The sequence below is a fragment of the Mycobacterium sp. KBS0706 genome, assembly GCF_005938675.2.
In the GTDB taxonomy this organism is placed as follows: Bacteria; Pseudomonadota; Alphaproteobacteria; order DSM-16000; family Inquilinaceae; genus Inquilinus.
This window is the reverse complement of the sequence record NZ_VCCH02000012.1, coordinates 85918-98255: the sequence shown is the minus strand read 5'-3', so window position 1 is coordinate 98255 and position 12338 is coordinate 85918. Positions and strand designations below refer to the sequence as shown.

The 12338-nt window shown below is 69.1% G+C and carries 14 protein-coding genes and 1 pseudogene; 9 read left to right on the top strand and 6 right to left on the bottom strand.

Annotation, left to right across the window (positions count from 1 at the left end; all coding sequences use genetic code 11):
- Nucleotides 1–23: 23 nt before the first annotated feature.
- The 4 genes from FFK22_RS09120 to FFK22_RS09105 all read right to left on the bottom strand — a co-directional run bounded on the left by FFK22_RS09120 (nucleotide 24) and on the right by FFK22_RS09105 (nucleotide 4025).
- Nucleotides 24–1016 (bottom strand): iron ABC transporter permease, encoded by a 993-nt coding sequence (locus tag FFK22_RS09120; protein WP_221938490.1) that lies wholly within the window; start codon nucleotides 1014–1016, stop codon nucleotides 24–26.
- A gap of 27 nt (nucleotides 1017–1043) precedes the next feature.
- Entirely contained in the window at nucleotides 1044–2120 is a 1077-nt protein-coding gene (locus FFK22_RS09115) for an ABC transporter substrate-binding protein (RefSeq protein ID WP_306770088.1), read from the bottom strand.
- 102 nt (nucleotides 2121–2222) lie between these two features.
- Nucleotides 2223–3002 carry a substrate-binding domain-containing protein gene (locus tag FFK22_RS09110; protein WP_138885988.1) on the bottom strand — a complete coding sequence of 260 codons (780 nt, stop codon included), beginning with the start codon at nucleotides 3000–3002 and terminating at the stop codon, nucleotides 2223–2225.
- Between the two features lie 267 nt (nucleotides 3003–3269).
- The gene (locus tag FFK22_RS09105) at nucleotides 3270–4025 is read right to left on the bottom strand and encodes an SDR family NAD(P)-dependent oxidoreductase (protein ID WP_138885989.1); all 756 of its coding nucleotides are present in this window, start codon (nucleotides 4023–4025) and stop codon (nucleotides 3270–3272) included.
- A 127-nt stretch (nucleotides 4026–4152) separates the two neighbouring features.
- Here FFK22_RS09105 and FFK22_RS09100 point away from each other — a divergent pair, with 127 nt between their 5' ends.
- Complete coding sequence (locus FFK22_RS09100) at nucleotides 4153–4749, top strand: TetR/AcrR family transcriptional regulator (RefSeq protein ID WP_138885990.1); 597 nt, start codon at nucleotides 4153–4155, stop codon at nucleotides 4747–4749.
- Nucleotides 4750–4794: 45 nt separating this feature from the next.
- Here the strand turns inward: FFK22_RS09100 and FFK22_RS44760 are convergent.
- Nucleotides 4795–4959 (bottom strand): annotated as a pseudogene (locus FFK22_RS44760) (TetR/AcrR family transcriptional regulator); the annotation flags it as partial.
- A gap of 244 nt (nucleotides 4960–5203) precedes the next feature.
- On the opposite strand from FFK22_RS44760, the gene FFK22_RS09095 reads away from it, so the two are divergent.
- Nucleotides 5204–5968, top strand: coding sequence for a calcium-binding protein (locus FFK22_RS09095; protein WP_138885991.1), 765 nt, complete (start codon nucleotides 5204–5206; stop codon nucleotides 5966–5968).
- Between the two features lie 75 nt (nucleotides 5969–6043).
- Here FFK22_RS09095 and FFK22_RS09090 read toward each other — a convergent pair whose 3' ends face one another.
- Nucleotides 6044–6637, bottom strand: coding sequence for a TetR family transcriptional regulator (locus FFK22_RS09090; RefSeq protein ID WP_138885992.1), 594 nt, complete (start codon nucleotides 6635–6637; stop codon nucleotides 6044–6046).
- Between the two features lie 222 nt (nucleotides 6638–6859).
- Here FFK22_RS09090 and pgm point away from each other — a divergent pair, with 222 nt between their 5' ends.
- From pgm to infA, 7 genes are all read left to right on the top strand, one after another.
- Complete coding sequence (gene pgm / locus FFK22_RS09085) at nucleotides 6860–8515, top strand: phosphoglucomutase (alpha-D-glucose-1,6-bisphosphate-dependent) (RefSeq protein ID WP_138885993.1); 1656 nt, start codon at nucleotides 6860–6862, stop codon at nucleotides 8513–8515.
- Between the two features lie 98 nt (nucleotides 8516–8613).
- Nucleotides 8614–9282 (top strand): ATP phosphoribosyltransferase, encoded by a 669-nt coding sequence (hisG, locus tag FFK22_RS09080; protein ID WP_138885994.1) that lies wholly within the window; start codon nucleotides 8614–8616, stop codon nucleotides 9280–9282.
- Nucleotides 9266–10558, top strand: a complete 1293-nt coding sequence (hisD, locus tag FFK22_RS09075) for a histidinol dehydrogenase (RefSeq protein ID WP_138885995.1) — start codon at nucleotides 9266–9268, stop codon at nucleotides 10556–10558. The genes hisG and hisD overlap by 17 nt, the downstream gene beginning before the upstream one ends.
- The gene (locus FFK22_RS09070) at nucleotides 10555–11046 is read left to right on the top strand and encodes a UPF0262 family protein (RefSeq protein WP_138885996.1); all 492 of its coding nucleotides are present in this window, start codon (nucleotides 10555–10557) and stop codon (nucleotides 11044–11046) included. The genes hisD and FFK22_RS09070 overlap by 4 nt, the downstream gene beginning before the upstream one ends.
- 3 nt (nucleotides 11047–11049) lie before the next feature.
- Nucleotides 11050–11490 carry an arsenate reductase ArsC gene (locus tag FFK22_RS09065; protein ID WP_138885997.1) on the top strand — a complete coding sequence of 147 codons (441 nt, stop codon included), beginning with the start codon at nucleotides 11050–11052 and terminating at the stop codon, nucleotides 11488–11490.
- A gap of 224 nt (nucleotides 11491–11714) precedes the next feature.
- Nucleotides 11715–12008, top strand: a complete 294-nt coding sequence (locus FFK22_RS09060; protein WP_138885998.1) for a type II toxin-antitoxin system prevent-host-death family antitoxin — start codon at nucleotides 11715–11717, stop codon at nucleotides 12006–12008.
- Nucleotides 12009–12117: 109 nt separating this feature from the next.
- On the top strand, nucleotides 12118–12336 hold the full coding sequence (gene infA, locus FFK22_RS09055; RefSeq protein WP_138885999.1) for a translation initiation factor IF-1: 219 nt from the start codon (nucleotides 12118–12120) through the stop codon (nucleotides 12334–12336).
- The last annotated feature ends 2 nt before the right edge of the window (nucleotides 12337–12338 follow it).

The window sequence follows — 12338 nt, the reverse complement described above, 5'->3', positions numbered from 1 at the left end:
GCCCAGCCGCTCTGCCGCCAGGATCACGCCCATCCCAGCGACCCGCGGCGCAGCAGCAGCATGAAGGCCGGCGCCCCGACCAGGGCGGTGAGGATGCCGAGCGGGATCTCCGCCGCCGTCACCGACCGTGCCAGGTCGTCGATCACCAGCAGGTAGCAGGCGCCGAGCGACAGGGTGGCCGGCAGCAGCTTGCGGAAATCCGGGCCGACGATGATCCGCGCGAAGTGGGGGATGACCAGCCCGACCCAGCCGATGATGCCGCTGACCGCCACGGTGGAGGCCGCGATCAGCGTGGCCAGCAGCACCACCACGGCCCGCAGCCGCCCGGCCTCGACGCCCAGGATGCGGGCCTGCTCGTCGCCCATGGCCAGCAGGTTGATGCGCCAGCGCAGCAGCAGCAGGATGGCGGCGGATGGCACGGCCACGACGGCGACCGCGGCGATGTCGGCCATCGACACCGAGGACAGCGAGCCGAGTAGCCAGAACTCGATCACCGGCAGCTTGGAGTTCGGGTCGGCGACGTATTTCAGCAGTGACAGCAGCGCCGTGAACAGCGACCCGACGATCACCCCGGCCAGCACCAGGACGAGAGTGGATCCCGCCCGGTACATCCGGCTCATGAAGAAACACAGGCCGACGGCGGCGAGGCCGAAGGCGAAGGCGCAGAGCTGGACGGCGTAGCGCTGCTGGAACAGCAGGATGGCGATGGCGGCGCCGAAGCCGGCCCCGGCCGAGACGCCGAGGGTGAAGGGCGACACCAGCGGGTTGCGGAACACGCCCTGGTAACAGGCGCCGGACATCGCCAGGCCGCCGCCGACGATCATGGCGGCGAGCACGCGGGGCAGGCGGACATCCAGCACCACTGACCCGACCACCGCCGGCCAGTCCGGCGTCACCGACAGGACCTGCGCCGCGATCACCCGGATCACGGTCAGCGGTGGCACCGGATAGCGGCCGACCAGGAAGGACAGCAGGAAGATGACGACAGGCAGCAGCGCCAGTAGCAGCGCTGTCAATCGTATCGAAGCCCGTGATCGAGACACCTAATTCGGACCGGTGTAGGGCTGGCCGTAGAAGCGCTGGTAGTACGCGGTCGCCTCCGTCTGCATGTCGATGTCGGCGAAGCGGTTGGGATAGAGCTTCTTGGCCATCCACAGCTCGCCCAGCGCCAGCGCCTCGGGCAGCGGATAGCCCCAGGGCTTCACATATTCCGGGGTGATGTAGATGCGGCCGTTCTTCACCGCCTCGACATGCTGCCAGGCGCTGCCCTGGCGGATCTGGTCGGCGACCGCGGCGTAGCGGTCCTGCACGAAGATCACCTGCGGGTCCCAGGCGAGGATGTCCTCCATCGACACCTTGGTGGCGCCGCGCACGCCGGCGGCAACATTGACCCCGCCCGACCGGGCCATGATCACGCCGGTGTACTTGCCCGAGCCATAGGTGTTCAGATCGGGGTTGGCCATGTAGAGGCGGATGCGGTCGCCCGCCGCCAGCCCGGCCACCCGGTCCTCGACCTGCTTCCGCCGGCTGAAGGCGTAGTCCAGCAGCTGATCGGCGCGGTCGGCCTTGCCGACGATCCGGCCGATCAGCGTCACCCCGGCCTTCAGCCCCTCGGCATAGGCGGTGTCGTCATCGGCGAAGGTCGGGTTCAGCTTCGGCGCCTCGACCCCTTCGCCCTGGGATAGCGAGATGGCGACCACCGGGAGGCCGGCCCGGCTGATCTGGTCGATCATCGCCGGCGGGGCGTAGTTGGTGACGAAGACGACGTCGGGCTTCAGCCGCAGCAGCTCCTCAACATTGACCATCGACAGGTCGCCGGGGGTCGGCAGGCCCTTCAGCTGCGGCGCGTAGCGGTCGAGGCCGGGGATCAGGCTGGGCCAGCTGCGCAGCACGCCGACGATCCGGTCGGCGGCGCCGAGCTCGACCAGGATGTCCAGCGTCTGGTGCTGCAGCACGACGATGCGCTGGACATCGGCCGGCACGGCGACGCTGCGGTTGAGCTGGTCGGTCACCGTGATGGTGTCGGCCGCCAGGGCAGGGGCCGGCGGCTGCGTCAGCAGCCAGGCGGCGCACAGCAGCGCCAGCGCGCCGCGTAGACCGCGATGCCACGATGTCATCATGCCCCTTGGACCCTTTTATGCGTGTGAGTCTGCCGGCGGGCGGCGTGCCGCCGCTGTATGGGAGCGTATATATCGATCGGGCTGAGGCGGCAACGTCGCCGGTCAGGGTTCGGCGGGCAGCGCGACCGGTGAGAAGCCGGCCCGGCGCAGCAGCGCCTGGCCGTCCAGCGACAGCAGAAACAGGGCGAAGCGGACCGCGTCCGGCGCGCCGCCGGCCAGCAGGGCCAGGCCGTATTCCGGGCCGACCACCAGCTCGGCCGGCAGGTCGACGACGGTGAGGTCCACATGCTCGGCGGCCAGCGGCCGCAGGCCGGTGGCATAGCCGAGGAAGATGTCGGCATCGCCCTCGGCAAGGGCCCGGGCGACCGGGCTGTAGGGGGCGGCGGTCGCCGTGGCCGGCGGCGGCTCGGCCCCGCCGACCAGTTTCAGGGCCTTGGCGTCGAGCCGGGCGAAGGCGCCCGGCCGCACCCGGTCGGCCCGGCGGAAGATCGCCCAGGCGTAGTCGCCCGACGGGTCCTTCAGCGGCGTCGAGGTGCCGAGGCGGATGGCGGGGTCGAGCATCCGGTCCAAGAGCTCGGCGCTGCCGGTCACCGCGGCCCGGCGGTGGGCCAGGGCGACCATGGCATTGCGGGCGAACAGCACCGGCGGCCCGGCCAACCCCGCCGCGGCCAGCCGCTTCGGATGGCCGAGATCGGCGGACAGGAACAGGTCGGGCCGGTCGCCGGCCTCGATCCGCTCGCGCAGCAGCCCGGCGGGACCATGCCGGGTTTCGACCGCGACTCCCGTCGCCGCGATGAAGGCGGCGGCCAGCGCCGGCAGGGCGACGCGCAGGCTGCCGGCGGCAAAGACCATGATCCGATCGGGGGCGCTGGGGCTGCTCATCGGGCGGATCACCTAGGCCGTAAACTCACAGACGGGATCGACGCGGCATGTCGGTTCTGATTCACACGGCGCCGATCAATTACTAACGTCAGCGGCCTGTGAGATCGACTCTCCAGCCATCCTCGTCATGGCGAGCCCCGAAGGGGCGTGGCCATCCCAGCGGCACCGCCCCTCTGGATGGCTACATTGTTTCGCTCCTCGCCATGACGGGTTGGTACTGGGCCGTGGGTATAAGAGCTCGGACCTCTCGGTCCTGAGCTCCGGCGCTCAGACCTGCAGGCCGCCGGCCACGTCGATCACGCTGCCGGTGATGTAGCCGCCGTTCGGCCCGGCCAGAAAACAGACGAGGGCCGACACCTCCTCGAGCGTCGCGATCCGACGGATGGGGTGCAGGTCCATGACCGCGGCGGGGAGCTTGTCGCGCACCTCTGCCGCCATGTCGGTCGGCATGATGCCGGGCTGGACGATGTTGACCGTGATGCGGCGACCGCCGAGATCGCGGGCGACGCCCTTCGCATATCCGGCGATGGCCGCCTTGGTTCCCGCGTAGTCGGCGACGCCGGTGAACGGGATGCGGCTGCCCAGGAGGGAGCCGATGAAGATGATCCGGCCGCCATCCGGCAGCACCGGGGCCGCCGCGCGCGTGGTCGCCACCGCGCCCATGACGTTGATCTGCCATTGCCGATCGAGATTGACCGTGTCGAGATCAGGATGGTCGACCGTCTTGCCCTGCACGGCGATCGCGGCATTGTTGACCAGGATGTCGAGCCTGCCGAAATGCGCCACCACCGTGTCGACCAGCGGCCTGGCCGCGGCCGTGTCGGCCTGGTCGCTCCGGATCGCGAGAGCGCGCACGCCCTTCGCCTTCAGCGTCTCGACCACGGCTTCGGCCTTCTCGGCCGACGCGACGTAGCTGATCGCCACATCCGCCCCCTGGTCGGCTAGCGCCTCCGCCGTAGCGGCACCGAGCCCGCGCGAGCCGCCGGTCACGAGGGCGACCTTGCCCTTCAATATGGTCTCCATGAGGATCCTTTCAGCGAGCGATATTTCGTTTCGTAATCAACGTTACGATAACGTTTGGTATGAAATCTGGACAAGAGCTGTCAAGCGGTTTAGTAATGGCCATTATGATAAATGCTGAGCTGGGCTGATGGGACGCCATCGCGAATTCGACATGGAGACGGTGCTCGACGCCGCGCTATGCGTGTTCTGGCGCAAGGGCTACGAGGGCGCGTCCTATGCCGACTTGGTCGAGGCCGCCGGTGTCGAGAGACCCGCCCTCTATTCCGCATTCGGCAACAAGGAAGCGCTGTTCCGCCGGGCCCTGGCTCGCTATGACGAGCGATATCTAGGCTACCTGCCGGAGGCGCTTCGGCTGCCCACCGCGCGCCAGGTTGCGGCGCACATCCTGTACAATGCAGCCGAGCTCAACTCGCGTTATCCCGACCACAGGGGGTGCATGGCGATCAATGGGGCCCTGGCGGGATCGGATGAAGCGGAGCCCGTGCGACAGGCGTTGATCGATTATCGCGCGGCGGCTCAGGCGCAGATTCGGGACCGCTTCGAACGGGCAAAGGCCGAGGGCGACTTGCCGGAGACGGCCAAACCCGATGCCCTCGCGGCCTTCGTAATGGCTGTCACTCACGGCATGGCGGTGCAAGCGAAAGCCGGTTTCAGCCGAGACATGCTGGACGCTGTTGCCGAGCAAGCGCTGTCCACATGGCCTGACGGCCGTTCCAGACCTTAGATGCTGAACGCGCAGGCCGTCGCTGTGCCATGACATATGGGCCAGGCGGTCGGTGCGGGCCTGGGGCTCGAACAAGTCGCGGTCGAAGATGACGCCGAGCGTCCAGCGGTTCGAGACGTAGAAATAGGCCAGGCCGGCGATCGAGATGTAGAGCTGCATCGGGTCGATCCCGGCCCGGAACGCGCCGGCGGCGACGCCGCGGCCTAGCACCTCGCCGACTCATGGATCGGGTCGTGCGGCACCCCTGGTCGACGGGCATCGGCGCCCGGATCACCATCCGGCTCATGTCGCACCGATCGGCCGGTCAGCCATATCCCCCTGATGGGGGCGAGGCGGCCGCCATCGCCGAGGGCAACCGCGAACATGGGCCTAACCAGATATCCGGCCGCCCCTGCTAAATTTTCCCCATTCCGCATCAGCCCGGGCCGCAGAACCCGACAGGGAGGACAAATCAATGGCCATCATCATCAACGGCACCGCCGGCAACGACACCCTGGTCGGGTTCAATCCGGGCGATCCAGCCAACCCCGACGGCATCGAGACTATCAACGGCTTCGACGGCGACGACACGCTCCGGTACGACGGCTCGGTCACGCCGGTCGTCGTCGACCTGGGCACCGGCCAGGGCACCTCCGGCGACGCCCAGGGCGACGTGCTGGTGAACATCGAGAACGTCATCGGCACGATCGCCACCGACTTCCTGACCGGCAACGGCGCGGCCAACACCCTCACCGGCGGCGCCGGCAACGACACGCTCTCCGGCGCCGACGGTGCCGACACCCTGTTCGGCGGCAGCGACGACGACTCGCTTTCCGGCGGGGCCGGCGCCGACGACCTCCAGGGTGGCGGCGGCGTCGACACGGTCACCTATCTCGGCGGGGGCGCGGGTGTGCAGGTTGACCTGCAGAGCGGCACCGGCACGGGCGGCGACGCCCAGGGCGACACCCTCGACGACATCGAGAACCTGGCCGGGTCGTCCTTCAACGACCAACTGCGCGGCGACGGCGATGCCAATGGGCTGTCCGGCGGCGACGGCGACGACACGCTCATCGGCGCGGCCGGCGCCGATGGCCTTGATGGCGGCGCCGGGGTGTCCGTCGACCTCGGCACGGGCTCCGGCTCGGGGGGCGAGGCCGCGGGCGACACCCTGACCACGATCGAGAACCTCGCCGGCTCGGCGACGACGTGCTGGGCGGCAACGGCGGAGCCAATGGCCTGAGCACCTCAGACTTCCACATCCAGCTCACCGGCAACCTCACCCTTGTTGCCGGCGACTTCGTGCTGTAAAGCGGCGTCAGGGCCGCAGCGCCGACAGCACCAGGTCCGTCATATGGGCCAGGCGGTCGGCGCGGGCCTGGGGCTCGAACAGGTCGCGGTCGAAGATGACGCCGAGCGTCCAGCGATTCGAGACGTAGAAATAGGCCAGGCCGGCGATCGAGATGTAGAGCTGCACCGGGTCGATCCCGGCCCGGAAGGCGCCGGCGGCGACGCCGCGGCCCAGCACCTCGCCGATCATCTCGACGAAGGGCGAATGCAGCGGGCGGACATTGGGCGACTGCTTCAGGTGCCGGGCCTGGTACAGGTTCTCCTGGTTCAGCATGGTCAGGAAGTCCGGGTTCTCCAGGAAATAGCTCCAGGTGAACTCGACCAGCCGGGCGATGGCGGCGTCCGGCGCCAGGCTTTCCAGATTCAGCGCGCGCTCGGCGGTGCGGATGCGGGCATAGGTCGCCTCCAGCACCGCCAAGTACAGCGTCTCCTTGTTGCCGACATGGTAGTACAGCATGCGTTTGTTGGCGCCGGCGGCCGCGGCGATCCGGTCGATCCGGGCGCCGCCGAAGCCGTGCCGGGTGAACTCGGCCAGCGCTGCCGCGAGGATGCGCTGGCGCATGCCCTCCGGGTCGCGCTGCCATCGCGCCCGAATTCTGCCCTCGGCAGTCCTGCCCGCGGTGCTCTCGATCCGGTCCAAGGCGTCGCCCCTGCTGCCTTGTCCATTTGCCCGCACCCGGCGGGCAGGCGAAAGCGAAAACCGAGGCGCCCCCCGCCTCGACAGACGCCGCCGGCTGGCGCAATTTGCCGGGAGATCCGAAACCGAGCCCAGGGAGGGACGCAGATGGTCAGCCCGCGCGCAGGAAAGCTCGTCGATCCGGCCGATCTGGTCAACCTGCCGCGGCTGATCACGGCGTATTTCACGACGAAGCCCGACCCGGCCAACCCGGCGCAGCGCGTCGCCTTCGGCACCTCCGGCCATCGCGGCACGGCCTTCGCCGGCAGCTTCAACGAGGACCACATCCTCGCCATCACCCAGGCGATCTGCCTGTACCGCAAGCGCGCCGGCATCGACGGGCCGCTGTTCATCGGCATCGACAGTCACGCTTTGTCGGAGCCGGCGCTGGCCAGCGCGCTGGAGGTGCTGGCGGCGAACGGCGTCGAGACCATGATCGACCGGGACGGCGGCTACACCCCGACGCCGGTGATCTCCCACGCCATCCTGACCTACAATCGCGGCCGGACCTCCGGGCTGGCGGACGGGATCGTCGTCACCCCGTCGCACAACCCGCCGGAGGATGGCGGGTTCAAGTACAACCCGCCGAACGGCGGCCCGGCCGACACCGAGGTGACGGGCTGGATCGAGCGCACGGCCAACGAGCTGATCGGCAAGGGCATGGACGGGGTGCAGCGTGTGCCGCTGGCCCGCGCCCTGAAGGCGGCCACCACGCATCGCCACAACTACATCGATGGCTATGTCGGCGACCTCGGCAGCGTCGTCGATCTCGAGGCGATCCGCTCCTCCGGCGTCAAGATCGGCATCGACCCGCTGGGCGGCGCCGCCGTCGGCTACTGGAAGCCGCTGATCGACCGCTACGGCATCGCCGCGACCGTGGTCAGCGACCTGGTCGACCCGACCTTCCGCTTCATGACCGCGGATTGGGACGGCAAGATCCGCATGGACTGCTCCTCGCCCTACGCCATGACCCGGCTGCTGGGCCTGCGGGACAAGTTCGACGTGGCCTTCGCCAACGACACCGACGCCGACCGCCACGGCATCGTCACCCGCACCGCCGGGCTGATGAACCCGAACCACTTCCTGGCGGCGTCGATCGCCTATCTGTTCCAGCACCGCAAGGGCTGGCGCGCCGACAGCGCCGTCGGCAAGACGCTGGTCAGCAGCAGCATGATCGACCGCGTCGCCGCCAAGCTGGGCCGCCGCCTGCTGGAGGTGCCGGTCGGATTCAAATGGTTCGTCGAGGGCCTGAGCGACGGGTCGGTCGGCTTCGGCGGCGAGGAGAGCGCCGGCGCCTCCTTCCTGCGCCAGGACGGCACGGTGTGGACCACCGACAAGGATGGCGTCATCCTCGGCCTGCTGGCGGCGGAAATCACCGCCGTCACCGGCCGCGATCCGAGCGAGCTCTATGCCGGGCTGACGCAGGAGCTGGGCACCGCCTGGTACGCCCGCGCCGATGCGCCGGCCAGCAGCGCCCAGAAGCAGGTGTTCAAGACGCTGACGCCGGAAGCCCTCGGCGCCAGCCAGCTCGGCGGCGACCCGGTGACCCAGACGCTAACCAAGGCGCCTGGCAACGGCCAGTCCTTCGGCGGCATCAAGGTGGCGACCGCCAATGGCTGGTTCGCGGCCCGGCCCTCGGGCACCGAGGAGGTCTACAAGATCTATGCCGAGAGCTTCCGCAGCGAGGATCACCTGCGGCAGGTGCAGGACGACGCCAAGGCGCTGATCAGCCGGGCCTTCGCCGCGGCGGCGGGGCAGGGGTAGCGGCCCTTCCCTTCACGCATGGGCGAGTCGCGGGCTCTTCTGGTCTCGCAGCTGCGCTTTCGGCTATGGTGCCGGCCGTTCTCGCGGAAGCCGGCGCCATGACCGTACCCGACCCCCTCACCATCGCCCTGCCCAAGGGCCGCATCCTGGACGAGCTGCGCCCGCTGATGACGCAGGCCGGGCTGGAGCCGGAGCCGGCCTTCGACGACCCGCGGCACCGCGGTCTGTCCTTCGCCACCAACCATCCGCATATCCGGCTGATCCGGGTGCGGTCCTTCGACGTCGCCACCTTCGTCGCCTTCGGCGCGGCACAGATCGGCGTCGCCGGGAACGACGTGCTGATGGAGTTCGACTATCCCGAGCTCTACGCGCCGCTCGACCTCGGCATCGGCGCCTGCCGTCTGGCGGTGGCCGAGCCGGTGGACCTGGCCGAGACCGACGACCCGCGGCGCTGGAGCCATATCCGCGTCGCCACCAAATACCCGCACGTCACCCGCCGTCACTTTGCCGCCCGCGGGGTGCAGGCCGAGTGCATCAAGCTGAACGGGGCGATGGAACTGGCGCCGACGCTGGGCCTGTGCCGCCGCATCGTCGACCTGGTCTCGTCGGGGTCGACGCTGAAGGCGAACGGGCTGCGCGAGATCGAGCACATCGCCGACGTCACCTCGCGGCTGATCGTCAACCGCGCCGCCTTCAAGACCCGGCCGGAGGAGATCGCCGGCTGGGTCGACCGTTTCCGGAACGCCGTCCATGCCGCTGCGTCTTGATGCCCGCTCGCCCGGCTTCGCCGAGGACTTCGAGGCCTTCGTCTCGGCCCGCCGCGGCGCCCATGCCGATGTCGCCGGCGTGGTCGCGACCATCATCGCCGAGACCCGGGCGCGCGGCGACGCGGCGCTGATCGCCTTCACCGAGCGTTTCGACCGGGTGCGGCTGACGTCGGAGACCCTGAGAATCAGCGCCGAGGAAATCGCCGCGGCCAAGGCGCAGGTGGATGCCGAGACCCTGGCGGCGCTGGACCTGGCGGCCCGGCGGATCGAGTCCTTTCATGCCAGGACCGAGCTGCCGAGCCTGTCCTATGTCGACGCGGACGGCATCGGCCTCGGCGCCCGCTGGACGCCGATCGATGCGGTCGGGATCTATGTCCCCGGTGGCCTCGCCAACTATCCGAGCTCCGTCCTGATGAACGCGATTCCGGCGAGGGTGGCGGGGGTCGGGCGCATCGCCATGGTGGTGCCGGCGCCGGACGGGGTGCTGAACCCGCTGGTGCTGGCCGCGGCGGAGCGGGCCGGGGTGACCGAGATCTGGCGCGTCGGCGGCGCCCAGGCGGTGGCGGCGCTGGCCTACGGCACTGCCAGCATCCGCCCGGTCGACAAGATCACCGGCCCAGGCAACGCCTATGTCGCCGAGGCCAAGCGCCAGGTCTTCGGCGCCGTCGGCATCGACATGATCGCCGGCCCGTCCGAGATCCTGGTGGTGGCCGATGCCGGCAACGACCCGGAGTGGATCGCGGTCGACCTGCTATCCCAGGCCGAGCACGACACCCACGCCCAGTCGGTGCTGGTCACCGACGACGCGGCCTTCGCCGATGCCGTGACCGCGGCGGTGGACCGGGTGCTGGCGCGGCTGCCGAAGGCGGAGATCGCCGGCACCAGCTGGCGCGACCAGGGCGGCGTGATCGTGGTCGGGTCGCTGGACGATGCGTCGGCCCTGATCGACCGGCTGGCGCCGGAGCATCTCGAGCTCGCGGTCGCCGACCCGGACCGCATCGCCGACCGGGTGCGCCATGCCGGGGCGATCTTCCTCGGCCGCCACGCGCCGGAGGCGGTCGGCGACTATGTCGCCGGGCCGAACCATGTGCTGCCGACCGCGCGCAGCGCCCGCTTCGCCAGCGGCCTCAGTGTCTTCGACTTCGTCAAGCGTACCACGCTGGTGCGCTGCGACGCGGCGGGCCTGGCCAGGATCGGGCCGTCGGCGGTGCGGCTGGCCCGGGCCGAGGGGCTGGAGGCGCATGCGCTATCGATCGCCCAGCGGCTGAAGGGATGAGCGGCCCGGCCGGGGACGCGGAGGAGGGGCGCCTCGTCGAGATCGTGATCGACGAGAGCGCCGCCGTCCGCCGGTCGCCGGAGGTGGCGCATGAGCGCCGGGTGGCGATCCACGACCTGATCGAGCAGAACAGCTTCCGCTTGGTCTCGGGCCCGGCCGGCCCCTACCGCCTGCGCCTGCGCATGGAGGAGAACCGGCTGATTTTCGAGATCACGAGCGGGCAAGTGGGCGAGCCCAAGCGCGTGGCCCTGCCGGTCCAGCCGTTCCGCCGGATCATCAAGGACTATTTCCTGGTCTGCGAGACCTACTACGCCGCGATCAAGACGGCGCCGCCGTCGAAGATCGAGGCGATCGACATGGGGCGGCGCGGGCTGCATGACGAGGGCTCGGTGCTGCTTGGCGAGCGGCTGGCCGACCGGATCGCGATCGACCATGCCACGGCGCGGCGGCTGTTCACGCTGCTGTGCGTCCTGCAGATCCGCGGCTGAGCGATGGCGGGGCCGACCAGCGTCCTCTTCGCCTGCACCCAGAACGCGATCCGCTCTGCCATGGCCGAGGCGATCCTGAAGCATGTGGCGGGGTCGCGCATCTTCGTCGACAGCGTCGGGGTGCGGCCGGATGAGCTCGACCCGTTCGCCGTGGCGGTGATGAAGGAGATCGGCATCGACCTCAGCCGGCACCGGCCGAAGGGGTTCGACGACCTCGAGGACGACAATTTCGACCTGGTGATCTCGTTGTCGCCGGAGGCCCAGCACCGGGCGGTGGAGATGACCCGCACCACGGCCTGCGACCTGGAGTTCTGGAATACCTACGACCCGACCGCCGTCGAGGGCAACCGCGAGACCCGGCTGGCCGCCTTCCGCCAGGTCCGCGACATGCTGCTGGCCCGTATCCGCGAGCGTTTCGGTGATCGGGCGAGGGAGCGAGCGTGACGGCTGTCTTTGGGCGATAGCCATCTTGCTGTCATTGCCGGGCTTGACCCACGACCGTCTGGCTGAAGAAGGGCAGCAACCGGAAGAAGGTATTCGAGGTCACGATTCTATTTTAAACTGTCACGCTCGAGCTTGCCCCGGGCATCCAGAGAATGTCGATGCCGCTCTGGGTGGCTCCTGGATTGCCGGGTCAAGCCCGGCAATGACAATAAGGGGGAGGACGGATGCTCCCGAACAAGCCCTATCTACTATTCGCCCTGCCGGTCTGGAAATGCGAGGACGCCGAGACTCAATTCGGCGAGGTCGTTCGGCGCTCCCAGGAAATCGGGCCGCAGCGGGTCGCTCTGGATGGGCAGGATGCCGTCGTGGTCCTGTCTGCCGCCGACTACGCTCGGCTCGCGCCATCGGCAACCGTCAGCCTGATCGAGCTGTTCGGAAATGGGCCGTTCGCGGCATTGGATGAGTTGGAGCCTCTCCGAGAGCGATCGCCGGTGCACGACCTGCCTTCATGGACCTGACTCATCGGCGAAGACATGGCCGAAGCGCGGCACGAAACCGCACAAATTTCTTGACCCAACAAGTTCGGTCGCCCACTTCTTGGGCGGATTCTCAACATGGCGAGTTTGGATGGCCAAGGAAGATTTGATCGAGTTCTCGGGCACCGTGACCGAGCTGCTCCCCAACGCGATGTTCCGGGTGAAGCTCGACAACGACCACGAAGTTCTCGCGCACACCTCAGGCAAGATGCGCAAGAACCGCATCCGGGTGCTGGCGGGGGACCGGGTCAATGTCGAGATGACCCCGTACGACCTGTCCAAGGGTCGCATCACCTTCCGCTTCAAGTAACA